This window comes from Stenotrophomonas sp. YJH_SMC_105-26 (genome assembly GCF_059368915.1).
Genome location: NZ_JCAFSD010000004.1, coordinates 20,553 through 41,046, shown reverse-complemented (window position 1 = coordinate 41,046; position 20,494 = coordinate 20,553). Strand labels below are relative to the sequence as shown.

Here is a 20,494-nt window from a genome sequence, read left to right as displayed (position 1 = left end):
CGCAACCTGTCGCCTCCTTCCCCACTGGACCGCTGCCATGCGCGCCATTGCCTATACCCACGCCGGCCTGCCGATCGATGATGCCCGGGCCCTGATCGACATCGAACTGGAGCTGCCGCAGCCCGGCCCCCGCGACCTGCGCGTGGCGGTACGCGCGGTGGCGGTGAACCCGGTCGACACCAAGGTCCGCCGCGGCGTGGCCACCGATGGCCCGCGCGTACTGGGCTGGGACGCGGTCGGCATCGTCGACGCGGTGGGCAGCGAGGTGACCCTGTTCCAGCCCGGCGACGCGGTCTACTACGCCGGCGTCATCGACCGCCCGGGCAGCAATGCCGAGTACCAGCTGGTGGACGAGCGCAGCGTCGGGCGCAAGCCGGCCAGCCTCGATGATGCCGCCGCCGCGGCGCTGCCATTGACTGCAATCACCGCCTGGGAGCTGCTGTTCGACCGCCTGCGCATCCCCGAGGGTGGTGGCGAGGGCCAGACCCTGCTGGTGATCGGTGCTGCCGGTGGTGTCGGTTCGATCCTGGTGCAGCTGGCGCGGAAGCTGACCAGGCTGACCGTGATCGGCACCGCCTCGCGTCCGGATACCCAGGACTGGGCATACGCAATGGGCGCGCACCACGTGATCGACCACCGCCTGCCGCTGGCCGAGGGACTGGCGCGGCTCGGCATCAGCGAAGTGCAGCATGTGGCCAGCCTGACCCACTCCGACCAGTACTACGCGCAGATCGTGGAACTGCTGGCGCCGCAGGGCCAGCTGGGGCTGATCGATGATCCTGGCCAGGTGGACGTGATGGCGCTCAAGCGCAAGGCGTTGTCACTGCACTGGGAGTCGATGTTCACCCGGCCGCTGTACCGCACCGCCGACATGCAGCGCCAGCACGACCTGCTGAACCGCGTGGCCGAGCTGATCGACACGGGCGTGCTGCAGACCACGCTGGGCGAGCACTTCGGGCGCATCGACGCGGCCAACCTGCGGCGCGCCCACGCGCTGCTGGAGAGCCACCGCGCCAAGGGCAAGATCGTGCTGGAAGGCTGGTAAGGCCGGATCGTTCCCGCACCCTTGGGGTCAGATATCTTTCCCGGGAAAGGATCTGACCCCTGCCTCAGGCCACGCCGTTGTCGACGTGTTCGGCGAAACCGGGCTGCTGGCGCAGGCGCTCGAACCAAGCGCCCACGTGTGCCAGCGCCGGCTTGTGGCCCGGTGTGCTGCGCCAGCGCTGGGTCGACAGCCCGAGCACGATGTCGGCGAGGGTGAAGGTGTTGCCAGCGGCGTAGCCGCCAGCGGCCAACTGGGCATCAAGCACGCCCATCAAGCCGTTCCACTGGACCAGGCTGGCCTCGGCGCGGGCATCGTCCGGGTAGTCCGGATGCTGGCGCACGCGTGCCATGAACACGTGCCGCCAGGCACTGTTGAGGTCGCTGGCCTGCCAGTCCATCCATTGTTCGACCCGCGCACGATCCTGTGCCGCGCGGGGCAGCAGGTCATCACGGCCAGCGCGTACGGCCAGGTAGCGGCAGATGCTGTTGGATTCCCACAGCACGAAGCCGCCATCGCGCAGCACCGGCACCTGCCGGTTCGGGTTCAGTGTGGCCAGCAGGTCCGTCGGCGGCGCTGGCTCGTGGTGAAGTGGCAGGTCGAGGCCGGCGCACAGCCAGAGCACCTTGCGCACGTTGATGGAGGTGGGTTTTCCGTACAGAGCGAGCATGGGGGCTTCCGGGGCAGACCGACCCAGCCTAGCGCAGCGGGGCTAAACTGATCGCATGAATATCGAAGTCCTCTTGATCCTGGCAGTGGTCCTGCTGCTGGCGACCCTGGTCGCGCTGGTGCTGCTGTGGCGTCGCAGTGCTGGCGGTGCACCCTCCGACGAACTGCAGCGGCTGCTGGACAGCGAACGCGAACAGCATCGCCTCGCCCTGGTCGATGCCGGCCAGCTGCGCGGCCGCCTCGATGCGCTGAGCGCTGAACTGGAGAACGAACGGAGCCGCAGCCAACAGCACGCACAGGCCGTCACTACGCTGACCGCCCGGGTGGAGCGCGAAGCAGCGCTGTCGGCCAGTCGCGAAGCACAGCTGGCCGAACGTGAAGCGGCCCTGGCGCAGGCGCGCGCTGCCGTTGCGGAGACCAGCAGCGAGCTGCAGCAGGCGCAGCAGCGCTACCAGCAGTTGCACGGTGAACATGCCCGCGCGGTGGCCAATCTGCAGCACTCCGAACGGGCCAGTGCCGAACTGCGCAGCTATCTTGATACCGCCAAGGAAAAGCTGTCGGGCGCCTTCGCCGAACTGGCGGGCAAGGTGTTCGACGAACGCGGACAGCAGTTCGAGAAGAACGTGCGGCAGGCGACAGTGCAGTCACGCGCGGACATCGAGGGGCTGCTCAAGCCGTTCGCCGACAAGCTGGGCGATTTCCGCACCCGCGTCGATACGCTGTATGGCGAGGAAGCGCGGCAACGCGCCAGCCTGCTGGGTGCGGTGGGCGAACTGAAGACGCTCAACCAGGACATGGCGGCGCAGGCATCGGCGCTGACGAATGCGCTGAAGGGCAATGCCAAGGTCCGCGGCGACTGGGGCGAGCTGATGCTCGACAACGTACTGCGCGGATCGGGGCTGGAAGAGGGCGTGCACTACCAGCGGCAGAAGCATGCCGTGGATGACGAAGGTGCGCGCCTGCGACCGGACGTGGTGGTGCAGTTCCCCGACGAACGCAGCGTGGTGATCGACAGCAAGGTGAACCTGATCGCCTGGCAGGAAGCCATGAATGCCACTACCCCGGAGCAGTCGGAAGACGCGTTGCGCAGGCACGCGGTTGCGCTGCGCCAGCACGTTAAGGACCTGGGCGAGAAGAATTATCCGAAGGCGTTGGGCAGCGAGACGCTGGACATCACCATCGCCTTCGTTCCCATCGAGGGTGCCTTGTCAGCCGCACTGGGCGCCGATGGCAGCCTGCAGGCGTTCGCCTTCGACAACCGCGTGGTGTTCGCCTCGCCCAACACCCTGATGGCGCTGCTGCGCGTGGCCGAGCGCCTGTGGACGCGCGACAAGGTGCAGAAGCAGGCGCTGAAGATCAGCGAGGCCGGCGGTCTGGTGCTGGACGCCCTGACCGGGTTCCTGCAGGACTTCACCGCCATGGGCAAGAAGCTGGACGATGCCGGCAAGGCCTACGCCGATGCGCGCAATCGCCTGATCGATTCGCCGCAGTCGGCCATCAGCCGCGCCCGTCGGCTTGCCGAACTGGGCAGCAAGGCCAAGCGCGCGCTGCCCCCGGAGCTGACCCCGGACCCGATGCAGCAGCTGGGCGCGCCGGAGGACGACGAGGACGGCAATGCGGGTTGACACGTCCCGTGCACCTGCGCCTGGCTATGCTGGGCACCCTGAGTCCGTGGCGGGTATCGACATGCGCTTGCGCTCCTGTGCCGTTCTTGTCCTGGCAGCGTTGCTGGCTGCATGCAGCAGCACGCCCCCGGTCGCCGACACGACTACGGCCGCTCCTGCGCCGGAAGCCAGCGAGGCCTACCGCGAAGCACGTGACGTCGACTGCCAGGCCGCTGGCGGCACGCTGCAGCGGCTCGGCCGCCTGCAGCGCGAGCAGTGCGTGATTCCCTATGCGGACGCCGGCAAGGCCTGCAGCCGCAAGAGCGACTGCACGGGCCAGTGCCTGGCCGGAGCCGAGGTGGCCGCCGGCAGTGCCGCCACCGGTACCTGCCAGCGTGATGTGCGCCAGAACTTCGGGTGCCGCCAGCGCATCGATGATGGCAAGGCGCAGGGCACGATCTGCGTGGACTGAATCCTGCCTGTAGAGCCGAGCCCACGCTCGGCTGCCATACCATCAGCCGAGCATGGGCTCGGCTCTACAACAGCGCGCGCGGCGCTATGCTGGTGGGCCATTCCCCGCCGTAGCCGGAGCCCCCGCGTGAGCACCCCGATCCAGGACATTCCCCTCACCACCATCGACGGCCAGCCGTCCTCGCTTGCCGACTACCAGGGCAAGGTGCTGCTGCTGGTCAACGTCGCCTCCAAGTGCGGCCTGACCCCGCAGTACGAAGGCCTGCAGGCGCTGTATGCGGAAAAGCACGCGCAGGGCCTGGAAGTGCTGGGCTTCCCCGCCAACAACTTCCTTGGCCAGGAGCCGGGCAGCGAGGCCGAGATCCAGCAGTTCTGCCAGCTCACCTACGATGTCAGTTTCCCAATGTTCTCCAAGATCAGCGTGGCTGGCGAGGACACCCACCCGCTGTACCAGCAGCTGACCGCCGCGCAGCCGCAGTCGATCGGCGAAGGCCCGCTGCGTGAGCGCCTGGCCAGCAAGGAGATCCCGATCCATCCGGCACCGGCGGTGCTGTGGAACTTCGAGAAGTTCCTGGTCGGCCGTGATGGCAAGGTCGTCGCACGCTTTGCCCCGGACGTGGCCGCCGATGACGCGCGCCTGCGCGAGGCTATCGAGGCCGCGCTGGCGGCCTGAGCACGGCGTGCCAACCAGGGTTGGCACCCACCGGAAAAGAAAAACCCCGCCGAAGCGGGGTTTTTCATGCACCGTCGCGCGGCCTCAGTGGGTCCACTGCGGCATCGGCATCGCATCGACCGGGATCGGCGAATTGGCATCGTCATGGCCGCGGTCGCGCTTGCTGCGCAGATCGTTCTCGATCTGGTAGTTGCGGCGCTGCATCCAGGCATCGCGGACCAGGGCGTATTCGTCCACTGCGGTGTCGCGCAGATCGTCGATCGCCAGCAGCTGTGCGCGGGTGTCGACCAGCTGCAGGCCCTGCAGGCCGATGCGGATCTTGTCTTCCTCGACGCGCCGGATCGGCGACAACGGGATGTCACCGGCCAGGCCGAACACGTCGCGTACGGTACGCGGGCCGAAGAACGGCAGTTCCACGTAGCGCGAACGACGCCAGCCCCAGGCACCCAGGGTCTGGCCGAAGTCTTCATTGCGACGCGGCACCATCGCCTTGCTGGCTGGATCGAACAGGCCACCGATGCCCAGCGTGCTGTTCATCAGGAAGCGGCCGAGGCTGTCCCACGCATCGGCACCACGGCCCTGCAGCAACTGGTTGGTGATGGTCACCGGCGCACGCAGGTTGCTGAAGAAGTTGCTGACGCCGGTGCGCGCGAAGCGCGGCACCACATGGGTATAGGCGGTGGCCAGCGGGCGCGCCACGCCGCGGTCGACCGCATTGTTGAAGGTGTGCACCTTGCGGTTGAACGGTTCCCACGGATCGTAGGCCGCCGCGTTGCCGGTGTTGCCGGTACCACCATAGAGGGCGTCGAAATCATCGTCGCCGGCGGCGGCGGTGGACGCTGCGGCCTTCGGTGGGCTGGCCTCTGCGCCCTGCGGCGCAGCCGTCGGCGCTGAAGCGGTGGGCGCGGCAGGGTTGGCCACGGAGGCGACCGGAGCAGCGTCGACCCCGCCGGTATCGGCCGTTGCGGCCGGAGCAGCAGGGCCGGGCGCAACCACGGTGCTGGCGACCGGTGCATCGCTGCGCGCGGGCTTGCCGGCACAGGCGGTCAGGGCGGTGGCCAGGAGGATCAGGGGGAAAGTGCGTACGACGTTCATGTCAGCTCGCAGCAGAAGTAGCGTTGAAATCCAGGTCGGGCGACAGCCGATAGGCTGCGCTCAGCTCGTTGAAGCCGGCGGGCGCGCCGGAAATGGCCAGCGCATGGCCCGCCTTGCGTGCACGAGCCGCCAGCTCGGCCAGCAGCGCCAGGCCGGCGCTGTCCACGCGCTCGACCTCACCCAGCTCCAGCCGCGCCAGCTTGGCCGGCAGGGCCTGCAGCTGCGGCCACAGTGCGATCACCGCGGCACGGTCAAGCACCCCGCGCAGGCGCAGGGTGTCGCCTTCCAGCAGCGCAAGTGCGTTACTTGCCATTGCCGGCGGGCCCGGCCTGCATGCTGCCGCTGTGCAGCTCGCTGGCCACCTGCTTGATGCCCTTCTGGCGCAGCGGGGTATCGAACTGGTTGCGGAAGGTCTGCACGTAGGAGATGCCTTCGATGTTGACGTCGAAGATCTTCCACTGGCCGTTCACGTTGCGCATCCAGTATTCGACCGGGGTCGGTTCGTTGCCGGCGCGCACCAGTTCGGTGCTCACGCGCACACCACGGTTGCCCGGCAGCGGGCTTTCACCCTTCAGGCGGAAGCTCGGCTTGCCCTGGATGTTGAGCAGGGTCGAACCGTAGCGCTGCATCAGGCTGTCGGCCATGGCATCGGCGAACAGCTTGATGTCGGCATCCGAGGCGCCGCGGGCGTGCGGGCCCAGCACCAGGCGCGCGGCATAGTCGCGATCGAAGGTGCGGTTCAGTTCGCTGTCGATGTAGCTGCGCAGGCTGGCCGGGTTGCTGCTGAACTCGCTGCGGCGCTGCTGCAGGGTGGTGAGGATGCGCGTGCTGGCATCGATCACCACCTTGCCGGCCTGGCCCTGCGCCGCGGCAGCGGCGGGGGCGGGAGCGGTGGCCTGGGCCTGGGCCTGGGCGAGGAATGGAGTAGCCGCCAGCAGCGCCGAGGCGAGCAGGGCCGGGATCAGTTTCATCTTCATGGTTGCGGTTCCGTTGCAGGCGCCTGCGCGCCATCGTTGGGCTTCTGGCCTGCGCCACCACCGGCGCCGCCACTGAACATGTACTTGCCGACCAGCTGGATCAGGTCCACCGCCGGCTGGGTGAAGACGATCTCGTCACCGGCCTTGAGCACGTCCGGGTCACCGCCCGGCTGCAGACCGATATAGCTCTCGCCGAGCAAACCACTGGTGAAGATGCCGGCCGAGGTGTCCGCCGGCAGGTCCTTGACCTTGCTGTCCATGCGCAGGGTCACGATGGATTCGAACTTCACCGGATCCAGGTCGATCGAGGCGACCTGGCCGACGGTGACGCCGCCGATCTTCACCGGCGCCTGCTTGCGCAGCTGGCCGACCTGGGAGAAACGCGCCTTCAGCTCGTAGCCCTGGCTGCCCCAGCTCCAGCGCTGGTTGGTCGAGGCCACGGCCAGCACCATCAGCGAGGCCAGGGCCAGCAGCAGGAAGGCGCCGACGGAGAATTCGAGTCTGGGACCGCGGATGGCCATGTGGATTACCTGATCGAGTCGTGGTGGCCGCGCGCGCCTGCGCACCGCCGGTGGAGGGGTTAGGTGAACAACATTGCCGACAGCACGAAGTTGAACATCAGTACCAGCAGCGAGGCGTTGACCACCGCACGGGTGGTCGCCACCGAGGTGCCCTCGATGGTCGGCTCGGCGTGGAAACCAACGTAGGCGGCGACCAGCGCGGCGGTGCCGCCGAAGATCGCCGACTTCAGCATCGCCACGCCGAAGTCATCCCAGAAATCGACGCTGTTGCGCAGCGCCGACCAGAACACGCCATTGTCCAGGCCCAGCACGTGTACCGCTTCGAAGTAGCTGGCACTGATCGCCAGCGAACAGAAGATGCCGGTCAGCAGGGGCACGGTCAGCACCGCCGCCCAGAAGCGCGGCGCCACGGCCTTGGCCACCGGGTCGATCGCCATCAGCTCCAGTGCCTTGATCTGGTCGGTGGCGCGCATCAGGCCCAGTTCGGCGGCGATCGAGCTGCCGGCGCGGCCGATGAACAGCAGCGCGGTCAGCACCGGTGCCAGTTCGCGGTACAGCGACAGGCCGAGCAGGGTCGACAGCGCGTCGGCCGCACCGAAGGTGGTCAGCGTGCGGTAGCCCTGCAGCGTCAGCACCAGGCCGACGAAGGCGCCACCGACGGCGATGATCGGCAGCGAGCGCGCGCCGATCTTGTAGATCTCGCGGGTCAGTTCGGCCAGGAAATCACGGGTCGGCAGCGAACCACGCAGCACGGTCAGCGAGAACAGGCCGGCGCGGCCGAGCGAGCGGGTGGCTTGGACGAACGGCATCAGGCGACCCTCGCGCGCGGTGCGGCATCGAACGGGATGGGGCCGTCAGGCTGGCCGTGCAGGAACTGCCGCAGCAACGGGTCCTGGCTGGACTGCAGCGCCTCGGGCGTGCCCTGGAACACGATGCCGCCATTGGCGATGGCGATCACCTGGTCGCAGATCGGCAGGGTCTCGTGCACGTGGTGGCTGACGATGATGCTGGTCAGGCCCAGGCTGTGGTTGAGGCGCTGGATCAGGCTCATGATCACGCCAGAGGCGATCGGGTCCAGCCCGGTCAGTGGCTCGTCGTAGATCATCAGCGGCGGGTCCAGCGCCAGCGCACGGGCCAGCGCGACGCGGCGCGCCATGCCACCGGACAGCTCGCGCGGCCAGGCATCGGCAGCGGCCAGCAGGCCCACCGCATGCAGCTTCATTTCCACAAGGCGGCGCAGCACGGCGGTCGGCAGGCGGGTATGCGTGCGCAGCGGCAGCGCGACGTTTTCGGCCACAGTGAGGTCGGTCAGCAGGCCGTTGCCCTGCAGCAGTACCCCCACACTCTTGCGCATTTCCAGCAGCGCGCCGCTGTCCTGCGGAATCGGCTTGCCGAACAGGGTGACCTCGCCAGCCACCGGGCGCAGTTCGCCGGTCAGTGCCGCCAGCAGGGTCGACTTGCCGCTGCCGGACGGACCCAGCACGGCCGTGATGCTGCCTTTGGGCACCTGCAGCGACACGTCGCGCAGGATCGTGCGCCCGCTCCGGTCGATGCGGACGTTGGATAACTGCACCAGACTGGAGGTGGAAGCCGACATGGGCACCATTAACGTTTTTTAGACATCGAAGGATCGGGCCCGTCGGCTGAACATAAGCAGACTGGACGGTCCAGTATTGTGGCACGGCAAGATCCCTGCCAGGCCGGGATAATCGGCCGGCAGCCCGGAACAATCCGTACCGGCGATGGGCCGGCCATTGAATACTGCCTGCCGTGCTGCACACTGTGCATGATGAGTGACCCGGGCAGCGATTTCCGCCTCTACCATTCCAACTCCCTGGACGTGCTGGCCGCGCTGCTGGCGCGCAACGTGCGTGCGCCGGTTGCGGGTCAGCCGCTGCTGGCGCCGGAGGTGGTGCTGATTCCGCAGGTGGCGATGCGGCGTTGGCTGCAAGCAACACTCGCTGCCGAATATGGCGTGGCCGCCAATCTTGAGTTCCTGACCCCGGGCGAGTTCGTTGCCCGTGCACTCAACGCCAATGTGCCCGGCGAACGCGACGACCTGGACGCGGCCGGCCTGCACTGGAAGGTGTACCAGGCACTGCGCGACCCGGCGTTGCTGGCGCAGCCACCGATGCGCGCGCTGCAGTCCTATCTTGCCGGTAGCGATGCATTGAAGCCGTGGGCGTTGGCCGGTGAACTGGCGTCGGTGTTCGAGAAGTACCAGGCCTGGCGCCGCGACTGGCTGCTGCGCTGGGAGGCCGGCGCCGACCCGGCCGACCCGCAGGCCATCCTCTGGCGCAGCATCGCCGCTGGCCACGACTACCGCGCGCGCCGCATCCAGGCTTACCTGGACCGCTTCGAGGGCGCCGGCCAGCCGTTGCCGCAGGGCCTGCCACCACGCATGTCCGCGTTCGCGACGCTCAACATCTCGCCCGATGTGCTGCGGGTGATGGCCACCCAGGCGCGGGTGGGCGAGCTGCACTTCTATATGCCCACGCCGGTGCAGTCGTACTGGGGTGACCTGCAGACGCTGGCCGAGCGCCTGCGCAGCGGCGCGCCCGATCCCTTCGGTGAAGCGGCCGGTGAGAACCGCCTGCTGGAAGCCTGGGGCGCGGCCGGGCGCGATTTCATGGCGGTGCTGGGCAGTTACGAGGTGGTGCACCCGGCCGGCGAGATTGCCGCGTATTCGGATCCGGAGGACGACACCCGGCCGACGCTGGCCGAAGGTGGACTGTCCGACAGCCTGCTGCATCGCCTGCAGCGCGATCTGTTCCACCGCCGTGCGCTGCCCTCGGGCGAGCTGCGCGACGGGCTGCGCAGCGACGATCCCAGCCTGCAGGTGCATGCCTGCCATACCCGCCTGCGCGAACTACAGGTGCTGCACGACCAGCTGCGCAGCCTGCTGCAGGACCCGCGCTTCGACCCGCCGCTGCAGGCGCGGGAGATCGCCGTGCTTGCACCGGACATCGACCCCTATGTGCCTTATCTGGAAGCCGTGTTCGGCGGCCGTGGGGGCGAGGACGAGCACATTCCCTATGCGCTGGCCGACAGCAGTCCGCTCGCCGGCGAGCCACTGGCCGACGTGTTCGTGCACCTGCTGGGCCTGCCGGTCTCGCGTTTCGGCCTGAACGAAGTGCTGGACCTGCTGGCCAGCGCGCCGCTGGCCGAAGCGGCCGGGCTGGAGGCGGTGGACTTTGATCGCCTGCATGGCTGGCTGCAGCAGGCTGGCGCGCGCTGGGGCCTGGATGCGAAGCACCGCAACCAGCACCAGGCCCCGGCCGACGACGCCTACACCTGGCAGTTCGCGCTGGATCGCCTGGTGCTCGGTCATGCCACCGGCAGCGAGGCCGACCTGGCCGGTGTTGCCCCGTGGATCGAGCTGGAGGGCGGCGCATTGGACGCCCTGGACCGGCTGCTGCGCCTGTTGCGCGTGTTGGCGGTCTACCAGCGCCGCCTCGGCGAACTGCTGACGCCGGCGCAGTGGCGGCAACGCCTGCTGTCGCTGCTGGACGCGCTGCTGCCGACTGCGCCCAGTTCGCCCAACAGCCAGCGTGCCCTGGAGCGCCTGCGCAAGCTGCTCAACCAGTTCGCCGATGATGCCGCCAAGGCCGGCTTCACGGACGGGGTGCCGCCGGAGGTCGTGCGCGCGCACTTCGCCGGAGCACTGGGCGAGGCCGATACGCGGGCGCCGCTGCTGACCGGTGGCATCAGCTTTGGTCGCATGGTGCCGATGCGCCTGCTGCCGTTCCGGGTGATCTGCGTGCTCGGTCTCAATGATGGCGATTTCCCGCGCCGTGACCCGGCTGCCGGTCTCAACCAGCTCACTGCCGAGCTGGACACGCCGCGCCGCCGGCCCGGCGACCGCTCCACCCGCGAAGACGACCGCTTCCTGTTCCTGCAGCTGTTCGCCGCCGCGCAGGAGGTGTTCTACCTGAGCTACCTCGGTGCCGATCCGCGCGATGGCAGCGCGCGGGAGCCGTCGGTGCTGGTCAGTGAACTGATCGATGCCGCCGCTGCGTATCACCTCGATCCGCCTGCGGCGGTCCGCGACTTCACCGTGCGCCACGCACTGCAGCCGTTCTCTCCGGCGGCGTTCGGTGACGGTGATCCACGCCGCTTCAGCTATCGCCGCCAATGGCATCCGGCCGCCGGTCGCCTCACCGGCGCGCGCGGAGGCCTGCAGCCGTGGTTCGATGCCGCGTTGCCGCCGCTCGACGATGCGGTGGAAGACGACGTTGCACTCGATACCCTGCGCCGCTTCCTGTGCGATCCGGCCGGGCAGTTCCTGGCGCAGTCGCTGGGCCTGCGCCTGGCCGACGATGTCGAGGAGGTCGATGACCTGGAACCGCTGGTGCTGTCCTCGCGCGGGCCGGAAAAGCGCAGCGTGCAGGCGGCGGTGGTACGCGCCACGCTCAGTGGCGATACCGAGCCGTTGTATCCGCGGCTGCGCGCGCGTGGCCTGCTGCCGTCGGGCCCCCTGGGCGAGCGCCAGTTCGAGGTGGAGCAGTTGAAGACCCGCCCGTATGCCAGTGCATTGCTGGGCTGGATGCGGGGCGAGCCGCTGGAAAGCCGCCGCTATGAAGTGGAGATCGATGGCGTGCGCCTGCATGGCCGCGTGGCCGATCGACACCCCGACGGGCTGGTGCGCCTGCGCGCTGGCACCCTCAATGGCACTGCGGTGATCCGCCAGGGCCTGGATTGGCTGCTGGCCAACGCTGCCGGCGATGCCCTGCCGCTGGTGCAGTTCCATGATGGCGGCGACGCCGGTCCCGGCCCGCATGTACTACCGGCACTGAGCGCTCCTGCTGCACGCGCGGCATTGCGCGCATTGCTGCAGTTGCGCCAACGCGGACTGCGTGAACCGCTGCGCTTTGCCCCCTACACCGGCTGGGTGCTGTACAACGCGCCGGCCGAAAAGCAGCGCAGCGAAGGCTGGAAGCAGTGGCACGGCAGCGACCGCAGTTGGGGTGAATCCAGCAGCGACGCCTGGCAGCTGCTGCTGCGCGGTGCCGATCCATTTGCCACCGACGCCGGCTATGCCGATCTGCTGCGCAACAGCCAGGTGGTCTTCAGCGCGGTGCGCGAAGGCCGCACCCTTGGCGCCGAAGCACGCCAGGAGGGCAGCACATGAGCACCGCCATCGTCGATGAGGGCTCCCAGCGCATGGCGGGCGATCCCTATCTGGCCCTGCCGCTGGATGGTATCCGCCTGATCGAGGCCAGCGCCGGTACCGGCAAGACCTTCACCCTGGCCACGCTGTTCACCCGCCTGGTGGTGGAGCAGGGCCTGCGCATCGGCCAGATCCTGGCGGTGACCTTCACCGATGCCGCCACCCAGGAACTGCGCAAGCGCATCCGCGAGCGCCTGTCGCTGGCCGCGCGCCTGGTCGATCTGGAACCGGCCGAGGGCGAAGCACCGGACACGAGGCTGACCCGCCAGGTGCTGCAGCGCCATCTGCAGGGGGGCACCGAGAGCGCCGCCGCACTGAAGCGCCGCCTGCAGGTGGCCGCCGATGAGATCGACCTGGCGTCGATCTTCACCATCCACGGCTTCTGCACCCGCGTGCTGCGCGAGCATGCGCTGGAGAGCGGCCATACCTTCGATCCGCCGGAACTACTGGCCAGCGACCGTGAGCTGTTGGAGGAACTGGCGGCCGATCTGTGGCGGGTGCACGCCAACGACGCGGCCACGCTGGAGCCGCTGACCTGGCTGTGGTCCAACCCGGACGCGCTGGCCACCGATCTGCGCGCGTTGCTGGCTGCGCCGCCTCTGCACCCGTTGCCGCGGCCGGTGGCGCTGGCCGATCCACAGCCGGCTTTGCAGGCCGCCGCCACCGAACTGCAGCAGGCGCTGCGCGGGCATGGCGAGCAGTTCTTCATCGACCTCTGCGATGCCGTCGACAACAAGTGGATCAACGGGGTGTCCTACAAGCTGGGTTGGCTGCACACGCTGGGCCGGCAGCTGCTGGCCTGGGCCGAGCGCGGCGACCCGCGCGAGCTGCTGGCCAGCGAGCGCCTGCCGGCACTGCTGCCGGAGGTGCTGGCCGACAAGACCAACAAGAAGTTCCCCGACCGCACGCCGTCGTCGCCAGTGCAGGTGCCGTTGGCGCGCTATGTCGCGCTGCTGGCCGAACGCGATGCCTGGCTGCGTGGTACCGCGCTGAATTTCCTGCACGCGCTTCGCGCCGAAGCCATGCAGCGCCTGCAGGCGCTGAAGCGCACGCGCCGGGTGCAGACCTACGACGATCTGATCGATGGCGTGGCACTGGCCCTGGAAGGCCCGCAGCGGCTGCCGCTGGTAAGGCAGCTGCGCGCGCAGTACCGCATCGCGCTGGTCGATGAGTTCCAGGACACCGATGATCGCCAGTGGAACATCTTCCACACCGTGTTCGGCGATTCGCCGGAGGTGCGCGAACTCGGCCTGGCACCGGCGCTGTTCCTGATCGGCGATCCCAAGCAGGCGATCTACGGGTTCCGCGGCGGCGACATCCACACCTACCTGAAGGCCAAGCAGGTGGCGCAGCAGGCGCCGGTGCTGGACCAGAACTTCCGCTCGCGACCGTCAGTGCTGCGCGCGTTGCAGGCGCTTTACGACAACGGGGGTGAGGACGCCTTCCTCGAGCGTGACATCCAGTTCGAGCCGGTGCGTCCCGGTGGCGTGCGCACCGATGAGGACTATCTGCACGACGGCCACGCCGCCAAGGCACTCACCCTGCGCGTGCTGCGCAGCGGGGGTGACAAGGCGATGAGTGCCGATGCCTCGCGTGAGGCAGCGACCCAGGCCTGCGTGGCTGCGATCCACCAGGCCCTGGTCGAGGCGCGTGCGGGCAAAGCGGTGTTGCGTGGGCGCCCGGTGCAGCCTGGTGATATCGCGGTGCTGGTGCGCTCGCATCGCGAGGCGACGCTGGTGCAGCGCGCGCTGGCTGCGGTTGGCATACCCGCAGTGGCGGCGGGCAAGCAGAGCCTGTTCGCCACCAGTGAGGCACGTGATCTGCGCGCGCTGCTGCTGGCGCTGCTGCAACCGGCAGACGAAGGCCGCCTGCGTGCAGCGCTGGCCACGGTGTTGCTGGGCCAGCGGGCCAGTGCGATCGCGGCGATGGAGCGCGAGGGCGACCTGCAGCGCGGGTTCCAGGCGCAGCTGCTGCACTGGCGCGAACGCTGGCAGCGCGGTGGTCCGTTCGCGGTGATCGCCGATGTCTGTGCCGCGCACGGCGAACGCCTGCTGGCGCTGATCGACGGCGAGCGCCGCCTGACCAACTACCTGCAACTGGGCGAACTGCTGCAGGAAGCCTCGGCGCAGGCGCTGGGCATGCATGGCCTGCTGGACTGGCTGCAGGGGCAGATGGCCAGCGCCGACCAGGATGACGAGCAGCAGTTGCTGCGCCTGGAATCGGATGCACGCCGCGTGCAGATCATCACCCTGCACAAGAGCAAGGGCCTGGAGTATCCGCTGGTGTTCCTGCCCTTCGTCGGCATCGACGGCGGCGCACCGAACACCGCCTCGCACTGCACCGTGCACGTCGATGGCCAGCGCCAGCTGCACTGGAAGCTGGACAAGGACGAGGCCTGGGAAGCGGCCAGCACACAGCGCGAGCGTGAGCAGCGGGCCGAGGATGCGCGCCTGCTGTATGTGGGACTGACCCGCGCCGAGCATGCGCTGTGGATCGCCGTGGGTGATCTGGCCGGGCTTGGCAAGACGCGCCTGGCGCCGCTGCTGGGCGACCTGCAGGCGCTGCGCGCGCACGCCGACGTGCACATCGATGACAGTGAGACAGTGGCCGCGCTGCCGCAGCTGGCGGCCGAAGTGGAAGGGGATCTTCCGGCAGTGCGTGCACTGACCCGGCGCGTGCCGCACGACTGGTGGGTGTACAGCTTCACCCAGCTGGCGCATGCCGACGCGGGCGCTGGCAGTGATATTGAAGCCGCTGCCACCGAGCTGCCGGCGCCCGCCGCCGACGAACCCGCAGGCCCGGAACTGCCGCTGGAGCCCGCGCTGCCGGAACCCGCCGCCGTCGAAGACAGCCCGCCGGTCGACCCGCGCTTCATGGGCAGCCGCTTCGGCAACGTGCTGCACGAGGCGATGGAGAACGTCGACTTCGCTGCGTGGGGGGGCTGGCAGCCGGGCCTGGAAGCGCCCGAGGGCCAGGCCGAGGTGCTGCGCAAGGCGCTGCACGATGAAGGCTATGCCGACGTCGACCTGGACGATGGCGTGGCGGTGCTGGTGCCGTTGGTCGGCCACACGCTCACCGTGCCACTGCCCGAGGGCGGTGCGCTGCACAGCCTGGGCGAAGGCGAGCGGCGCGCGGAAATCGACTTCCATTTCGCCATCGAACCGACCACGGTACCGGCGCTGTTGCAGCTGCTGCATGCACATGGGGTTTCCAGTGCGCGTCGCGGCTTCGGCCAGCGCCGCCGCCTGGAAGGGCTGATGACCGGCATGATCGACCTGACCTACGTGCGCGACGGGCGCTGGTACGTGCTCGACTACAAATCCAACCGGCTGCCCGGCTACAGTCCGGACCTGCTGGCCATTGCCATGCGCCACAGCGAGTACGACCTGCAGGCGCTGATCTATACCGTGGCCCTGCATCGCTGGCTGCGCTTCCGTCTGGGCGCGGCCTACGATTACGAGCGCGACATGGGGGGCATCCGCTACCTGTTCTGCCGCGGCCTGGATGCAGCCGGCAACGGCGTGCATGTGGACCGCTTCCCGTTCGCGCTGGTGGATGCACTCGACGCGCTGTTCGCAGGTGGCGAGCAGGCCCAGGCCGAACTGGCCGCACGTGCCCGTGGGGCCAGCGCATGAGCCTGCTGAAGGAACTGCACCAGAAGGGCCTGCTGCGCACCCTCGATCACGCGTTGGCGACCAGCCTGCAGCGGTTGCGCGACGACACGCCGGACAGTGTGGCGCTGGCGGCCGCGCTCGCCTCGCTGGCGGTGTCGCAGGGCCACGCCGGGTTTGATCCGGCACAGCCGCAGCGGTTGCTGGACGGCGTGCCCGAGTGGCCTGCCGCGCAGGACTGGCTGGCGCAGCTGCGCGCATCGCCCTGGGTAGCGACGCCGGAGCAGGCCGATGCCATCGCCGAGGATGCGCCGCTGGTGCTGGAGAACGGCCTGCTCTACCTGCGCCGCTATCGCGAGTACGAGCGGCAGTTGGCGGCCGGGCTGCAGCGCATCGGCCGGCATCCGCTGCCGGCACCGGACATGGCCGCGCTGGCACCGTTGTTCGCGCAGCTGTTCCCGCAGGCACTGGGCAGCGAGGATCACCAGGCACGCGCCGCCGGCGTGACCCTGCGCCATCCGCTGGCGCTGGTCACCGGCGGTCCCGGCACCGGCAAGACCACCACCATCGCGCGGCTGTTGCTGCTGCTGGCCGCACAGGCCCGGCACGCTGGCCAGCCGCTGCCCGAGGTGGCGCTGGCCGCGCCCACCGGGCGCGCCGCCGAACGCATGGCCGAGAGCCTGCGGCTGGCCGTGCAGCGCCTGCAGGAGCACGGCGTGGACCCGGCGCTGTGCGCGGCACTGCCCAGTTCCGGCACCACCCTGCATCGCCTGCTCGGCGTGATCCCGGATTCGCCGCGCTTCCGCCACCACGCCGACAATCCGCTGCCGGTGGACGTGGTGGTGGTCGACGAAGCCTCGATGATCGATCTGCCGATGATGGCCAAGCTGGTCGATGCGATCGCCAGCGGCACGCGGCTGATCCTGCTCGGCGATCCCGACCAGCTGCCGTCGGTGGAGGCCGGCGACGTACTCAGTGCGATCCTGCGTGCCAGCGGTGATGGCATCGGCACCCGCGCCGATGACGCGCAGGCGCTGCGTGGATTGCTGGCGCCGTCCACGCTGCAGCCCCAGGCCGAACCGAACACCTTCGCCGGCCGCCGCGTGCAGCTGCAACGAGGGTACCGGCAGAGCGATGCACTGGTGCTGGCCCCGTTGGCAGATGCCGTGCGCGAGGGTGACGCCGTCGCCGCTTTGCAGCTGCTGCGCGGCGGTGAACTGGCAGGCGTGCATTTCCATGAAGGCGAGGCAGACCCGCTGCGCGGCCAGCGCGAGCACCTGCTGGGCCACTGGCGTACACTGGCCGACGAGGCCGATCCAGCGCTCGCCCTGCAGCAGGCCGGGCGCCTGCGCGTGCTGACCGCGCTGCGCGAAGGCCCGCAGGGCGCGCGTGGCCTCAACAGCCGTATCGAGCAGCTCCTGGCGGGCAACACCCCGGGCTACTTCCAGGGCCGCCTGCTGCTGGTGACCGAGAACAGCTACCGGCACCGCCTGTTCAACGGCGATATCGGCATCTGCCTGCGCGACAGCAGCGGCGCGATGGTGGCCTGGTTCCCCGGCGACACCGTCGAGCAGCCGCGCGCCTTCCACCCGGCGGCACTGCCCGCGCACGAAAGCGCCTTTGCGATGACCGTGCACAAGGCACAGGGCTCGGAGTTCGATGAAGTGTGGTTGCAGCTGCCACGCCAGGACAGCCGTGTGCTGTCGCGCGAACTGGTCTACACCGGCCTGACCCGCGCCCGCCAGGTGCTGCATGTGGCGGGCAGCGCAGAGGTGCTGCAGGCCGCATTGAAACGCCACGCCAGCCGGTTGGGTGGCCTGGCCTGGCGGCTGGGTGCGGAAGCGGTGGCCGAAGCACCGGCGCGCCTCGAACAGCCCACGGTGCAGGGCCAGTTGTTCTGAATCGGGGTCGGATCCCGTTCCCACCGGGAACGGGCTCTGACCCCTTCACCTGATCGCCAGGCAAAAGCAGTCGAGCATGGCTCGACTCTACAAAAGCGTACTTCGATCATTCCGACGTTCATCCACGCATGGCGTGGACCCACCCCGCCAACCCACGGATAGCACGCATTTGACGTTGCTGTTGACGTTGTTTCGGCAGGTGCAGGGCGCAGCCCTGCCGCCACACCTATTCCGCGATCAACACCAGCCCATCCGGGAACACGATCGCCGCTTCATCGGCACTCACGTCGAAAAAGCCCACGCCGTGCTTTTCGGCCAGGTCCTGCACGCGTCCATGCGCACGCTCGGCCACCGAATAGGCAAACGCACCGTAGATCACCTGCTGGCCGATGCTGTACTCGGTCACCTCGGCGCGGTCGTCATCGTCGTTGCTCAATGGGCCGTTCAACGGCGGGAAGTCCTGCGCCATCTCCGCGAACCACGCCTGCAGCGCCGCGCTGCTGACTGCCGGGTCGTCGTACTCGTGGCGCTCGTTCCACTGCGTCTGCTTTTCGAACCAGGCGATGAAGGCTGCCGCCTCGCGTGGCGCGGCGCTGGCCTCGAACACCATCATGTCGTAACTCATTGGAGCTTCCTGGGCAGAGCAGGGGTCAGAGCCTTCGTCCGCGGCGAAGGATCCGACCCCGGCAACGAGGTCTGTGGCTGCACAGGGTATCGCGCTACGGCTGTTCGGCTGCACTCATGGCCAGGCCCGGCGCCAGCGCCTTCGCCTCCGGGAACAGCGCGAAGCGCAGGCCGATCAGGCCCATCAGCGCCTCGTCGCGTGCCTTGCAGGCGGCTACGCTGCCGACCCGTCCCAGCGAGGTATCCAGCCGCTCGCGCAATGCGTCGGCCGCCACCATCGGCTTGCGTGCGGCAATCTGCCGCCGGTAGTGCGCGGCGATCTCCTCAAGAATGTGCTCGACCGCTTCGCGGCTGCGCTCGGGCAGTTCCAGCCGCGCGCGGCGCAGCTGCAGGATGTTCAGGCCGATGCGCGCTTCGTTGAGCATATCCACCGAGGCGATGTCGCTGCCCTCCGGGGTTGCCGCCAGGCGCGGCGCGAGCAGGCCCAGCAGGTCGAGCATGCGTGCGGCGAAGCGCTGGCGGTCCTGCTGGCCGCGCCCTTCGGCGGCCTCGGCCAGCGTAGTCCAGCCCTGCCGCACCAGCCGGCGCGCGGTCCACTCGGCACCCACCGAACGGAACAGGCGGGTCATCACCACCGCAAAGCCAATGCCGATGAACATCGCGATCGACGAGTTGAGGAAGGTCTGGATGTTGGCGCTGTAGGTGTTCTGCAGGCTCAGCAACGCGGCCAGGTTCACCGTCAGCGGCAGTGCGAACAGCGCGCTCTTGGGGTGGTGCAGCATCAGCCCCAGCGGCAGGAACGCCACCGCCAGCACCAGCGCCAGCAGGCCGAAGTCGTGCACGGCCGGGAACACGCCGAACAGGTACACGCCGGCCACCACCGAGGCGACCATGGCCCACACCAGGAACGACACCATGCTCGGTGCCGGGTCGTCCTGCGCGGCGAAGAACGCCGCGGTCACCGCGGCCATCATCGCGCCGTTGCCACCGCCCTCCCAACCCAGCGCGATCCACAGCACGCAGTAGCTCATCAGTGCCACGCCGGCACTGAGCGCGGAGAACAGCGCCATGCCGTAGTCGACGTGCTTGTCAGCGGCTACGCGTTCGGTACGGATGCGGTAATGCGCGCGGTCCAGCGGCGCGGTGCCGTGGTCGATGGCGTGCTGCAGGGTGCGGCAGTCCTGCCACAGGTCCACCAGTTCCTCCAGGCGCAGCAGCAGGCTGGCCAGCTGCAGATGCTGCAGGTCGCGGTCCACCTGCGGCTTCAGCGCGCTGATGCGCGCGCGCAGGCGGGCGTATTCACTGGCGTTGGTCGGGCCATCCAGCCAATCGTGGATGTCATCGACCAGCGCCGGCAGCCCTTCGGGCAGGGCTTGGCCGTCGCTGCGCAGCGCACTCAGGCGATCGGCAATCGAGGACAGCACTGGCAACAGCAGCAGCATGCGCTCACGCAGGCGCTCCATCGACACCGCAGACCCGGCATGGCGCGGATCATCGCGGCGCAGGAATTCGATCAGTGCCTCGAACTGCACCAGGTCGGCGGCCAGCCGGTTGCGCGGCGCGTGCGCGCGTCCACGTTCAAGGATCTGCCGGCACCACTGCGCGGCGTCCTCCATCCAGTTGCCGATGCGCGCGCGCAGCATCGGGCGTACCGAGGCCGGGAACAGCAGCGAAGCGGCCAGCACCGCCACGACCGTGCCGAGGATGATCTCCTCGCTGCGTGCCACCACCGTGTCGAAGATGGTCTCCGGCGAAGTCACCGCAGGGAAACCGATGAAGGCGGTGGTGTAGCCGGCCAGCAGGAACGCGTAACCGCGCGGGCCGCGGTTGAGCAGGGCCATGAACAGGCAGCCGGCCAGCCAGATCGACATCGCCGCGCTCAGCACCAGCGGCGTTTCCACCAGCGCCGGCAGCACCAGCAGGGTGGCCAGGCCGGCCACCAGGGTGCCGACGATGCGATACACGCCCTTGGCGCGGGTTGGGCCCAGCAGCGGCTGGCTGACGATGTACACCGTGCCCATCGCCCAGTACGGGCGCGACAGGTTGCCGGCCATGGCGATGTACAGCGCGGCCACTGCGGCCAGGTAGGTCTTGATCGAGAACAGCCAGGCCTGGCGGTCGGTCAGCGCGTTCATG

General features: G+C 69.0%; 16 protein-coding genes. 7 read left to right on the top strand and 9 right to left on the bottom strand.

Annotated elements, in window-relative coordinates:
• Positions 1 to 37 precede the first annotated feature (37 nt).
• A complete protein-coding gene (locus tag AC5P7F_RS11740) occupies positions 38 to 1,045 on the top strand; it encodes a zinc-binding alcohol dehydrogenase family protein (RefSeq protein ID WP_014648942.1) in 1,008 nt (335 codons plus the stop codon).
• A 64-nt stretch (positions 1,046 to 1,109) separates the two neighbouring features.
• Here AC5P7F_RS11740 and AC5P7F_RS11735 read toward each other — a convergent pair whose 3' ends face one another.
• A complete protein-coding gene (locus AC5P7F_RS11735) occupies positions 1,110 to 1,712 on the bottom strand; it encodes a glutathione S-transferase family protein (protein ID WP_032958433.1) in 603 nt (200 codons plus the stop codon).
• Positions 1,713 to 1,767: 55 nt separating this feature from the next.
• Between AC5P7F_RS11735 and AC5P7F_RS11730 the strand changes: the two genes are divergently transcribed.
• The 3 genes from AC5P7F_RS11730 (at position 1,768) to AC5P7F_RS11720 (ending at position 4,459) form a co-directional block, all read left to right on the top strand.
• Positions 1,768 to 3,336 (top strand): DNA recombination protein RmuC, encoded by a 1,569-nt coding sequence (locus AC5P7F_RS11730; RefSeq protein WP_046433378.1) that lies wholly within the window; start codon positions 1,768 to 1,770, stop codon positions 3,334 to 3,336.
• A 61-nt stretch (positions 3,337 to 3,397) separates the two neighbouring features.
• The gene (locus AC5P7F_RS11725; RefSeq protein WP_041863989.1) at positions 3,398 to 3,787 is read left to right on the top strand and encodes a hypothetical protein; all 390 of its coding nucleotides are present in this window, start codon (positions 3,398 to 3,400) and stop codon (positions 3,785 to 3,787) included.
• Positions 3,788 to 3,913: 126 nt separating this feature from the next.
• Positions 3,914 to 4,459, top strand: a complete 546-nt coding sequence (locus AC5P7F_RS11720) for a glutathione peroxidase (protein ID WP_014648938.1) — start codon at positions 3,914 to 3,916, stop codon at positions 4,457 to 4,459.
• A gap of 84 nt (positions 4,460 to 4,543) precedes the next feature.
• On the opposite strand, the gene AC5P7F_RS11715 is transcribed toward AC5P7F_RS11720, so the two are convergent.
• From AC5P7F_RS11715 to AC5P7F_RS11690, 6 genes are read right to left on the bottom strand one after another with little or no spacing between them, the layout of a single operon-like run.
• Positions 4,544 to 5,554, bottom strand: a complete 1,011-nt coding sequence (locus AC5P7F_RS11715; RefSeq protein ID WP_100450830.1) for an MlaA family lipoprotein — start codon at positions 5,552 to 5,554, stop codon at positions 4,544 to 4,546.
• A 1-nt stretch (position 5,555) separates the two neighbouring features.
• On the bottom strand, positions 5,556 to 5,867 hold the full coding sequence (locus AC5P7F_RS11710) for an STAS domain-containing protein (RefSeq protein ID WP_014648936.1): 312 nt from the start codon (positions 5,865 to 5,867) through the stop codon (positions 5,556 to 5,558).
• The gene (locus tag AC5P7F_RS11705; RefSeq protein ID WP_053494825.1) at positions 5,857 to 6,531 is read right to left on the bottom strand and encodes an MlaC/ttg2D family ABC transporter substrate-binding protein; all 675 of its coding nucleotides are present in this window, start codon (positions 6,529 to 6,531) and stop codon (positions 5,857 to 5,859) included. Before AC5P7F_RS11705 ends, AC5P7F_RS11710 begins: the two co-directional genes overlap by 11 nt.
• Positions 6,528 to 7,052 carry an outer membrane lipid asymmetry maintenance protein MlaD gene (gene mlaD, locus AC5P7F_RS11700; protein WP_014039020.1) on the bottom strand — a complete coding sequence of 175 codons (525 nt, stop codon included), beginning with the start codon at positions 7,050 to 7,052 and terminating at the stop codon, positions 6,528 to 6,530. The genes AC5P7F_RS11705 and mlaD overlap by 4 nt, the downstream gene beginning before the upstream one ends.
• A 59-nt stretch (positions 7,053 to 7,111) precedes the next feature.
• Positions 7,112 to 7,861, bottom strand: coding sequence for an MlaE family lipid ABC transporter permease subunit (locus AC5P7F_RS11695; protein ID WP_005414955.1), 750 nt, complete (start codon positions 7,859 to 7,861; stop codon positions 7,112 to 7,114).
• Complete coding sequence (locus tag AC5P7F_RS11690; protein ID WP_014648934.1) at positions 7,861 to 8,649, bottom strand: ABC transporter ATP-binding protein; 789 nt, start codon at positions 8,647 to 8,649, stop codon at positions 7,861 to 7,863. The genes AC5P7F_RS11695 and AC5P7F_RS11690 overlap by 1 nt, the downstream gene beginning before the upstream one ends.
• A gap of 189 nt (positions 8,650 to 8,838) precedes the next feature.
• Between AC5P7F_RS11690 and recC the strand changes: the two genes are divergently transcribed.
• From recC to recD, 3 genes are read left to right on the top strand one after another with little or no spacing between them, the layout of a single operon-like run.
• Positions 8,839 to 12,183, top strand: a complete 3,345-nt coding sequence (gene recC / locus AC5P7F_RS11685; RefSeq protein ID WP_164077272.1) for an exodeoxyribonuclease V subunit gamma — start codon at positions 8,839 to 8,841, stop codon at positions 12,181 to 12,183.
• Complete coding sequence (gene recB, locus AC5P7F_RS11680) at positions 12,180 to 15,857, top strand: exodeoxyribonuclease V subunit beta (RefSeq protein ID WP_164077273.1); 3,678 nt, start codon at positions 12,180 to 12,182, stop codon at positions 15,855 to 15,857. The genes recC and recB overlap by 4 nt, the downstream gene beginning before the upstream one ends.
• The gene (gene recD, locus AC5P7F_RS11675) at positions 15,854 to 17,734 is read left to right on the top strand and encodes an exodeoxyribonuclease V subunit alpha (protein ID WP_495204180.1); all 1,881 of its coding nucleotides are present in this window, start codon (positions 15,854 to 15,856) and stop codon (positions 17,732 to 17,734) included. The genes recB and recD overlap by 4 nt, the downstream gene beginning before the upstream one ends.
• A 226-nt stretch (positions 17,735 to 17,960) precedes the next feature.
• Here recD and AC5P7F_RS11670 read toward each other — a convergent pair whose 3' ends face one another.
• Together AC5P7F_RS11670 and AC5P7F_RS11665 are read right to left on the bottom strand one after the other, a co-directional pair.
• Positions 17,961 to 18,359 carry a hypothetical protein gene (locus AC5P7F_RS11670; RefSeq protein ID WP_049405551.1) on the bottom strand — a complete coding sequence of 133 codons (399 nt, stop codon included), beginning with the start codon at positions 18,357 to 18,359 and terminating at the stop codon, positions 17,961 to 17,963.
• A gap of 94 nt (positions 18,360 to 18,453) precedes the next feature.
• Positions 18,454 to 20,493, bottom strand: coding sequence for an FUSC family protein (locus tag AC5P7F_RS11665; protein ID WP_014648929.1), 2,040 nt, complete (start codon positions 20,491 to 20,493; stop codon positions 18,454 to 18,456).
• Position 20,494: the final 1 nt, after the last annotated feature.

Excerpts from the sequence above, each read along its gene's own strand:
- mlaD (WP_014039020.1), bottom strand. The coding sequence starts at position 7,052 with ATGGCCATCCGCGGTCCCAGACTCGAATTCTCCGTCGGCGCCTTCCTG.
- recC (WP_164077272.1), top strand. The coding sequence starts at position 8,839 with ATGATGAGTGACCCGGGCAGCGATTTCCGCCTCTACCATTCCAACTCC.
- AC5P7F_RS11730 (WP_046433378.1), top strand. The coding sequence starts at position 1,768 with ATGAATATCGAAGTCCTCTTGATCCTGGCAGTGGTCCTGCTGCTGGCG.
- AC5P7F_RS11695 (WP_005414955.1), bottom strand. The coding sequence starts at position 7,861 with ATGCCGTTCGTCCAAGCCACCCGCTCGCTCGGCCGCGCCGGCCTGTTC.
- AC5P7F_RS11705 (WP_053494825.1), bottom strand. The coding sequence starts at position 6,531 with ATGAAGATGAAACTGATCCCGGCCCTGCTCGCCTCGGCGCTGCTGGCG.
- AC5P7F_RS11665 (WP_014648929.1), bottom strand. The coding sequence starts at position 20,493 with ATGAACGCGCTGACCGACCGCCAGGCCTGGCTGTTCTCGATCAAGACC.
- AC5P7F_RS11740 (WP_014648942.1), top strand. The coding sequence starts at position 38 with ATGCGCGCCATTGCCTATACCCACGCCGGCCTGCCGATCGATGATGCC.
- recD (WP_495204180.1), top strand. The coding sequence starts at position 15,854 with ATGAGCCTGCTGAAGGAACTGCACCAGAAGGGCCTGCTGCGCACCCTC.
- AC5P7F_RS11690 (WP_014648934.1), bottom strand. The coding sequence starts at position 8,649 with ATGTCGGCTTCCACCTCCAGTCTGGTGCAGTTATCCAACGTCCGCATC.
- recB (WP_164077273.1), top strand. The coding sequence starts at position 12,180 with ATGAGCACCGCCATCGTCGATGAGGGCTCCCAGCGCATGGCGGGCGAT.
- AC5P7F_RS11710 (WP_014648936.1), bottom strand. The coding sequence starts at position 5,867 with ATGGCAAGTAACGCACTTGCGCTGCTGGAAGGCGACACCCTGCGCCTG.
- AC5P7F_RS11670 (WP_049405551.1), bottom strand. The coding sequence starts at position 18,359 with ATGAGTTACGACATGATGGTGTTCGAGGCCAGCGCCGCGCCACGCGAG.
- AC5P7F_RS11725 (WP_041863989.1), top strand. The coding sequence starts at position 3,398 with ATGCGCTTGCGCTCCTGTGCCGTTCTTGTCCTGGCAGCGTTGCTGGCT.
- AC5P7F_RS11735 (WP_032958433.1), bottom strand. The coding sequence starts at position 1,712 with ATGCTCGCTCTGTACGGAAAACCCACCTCCATCAACGTGCGCAAGGTG.
- AC5P7F_RS11715 (WP_100450830.1), bottom strand. The coding sequence starts at position 5,554 with ATGAACGTCGTACGCACTTTCCCCCTGATCCTCCTGGCCACCGCCCTG.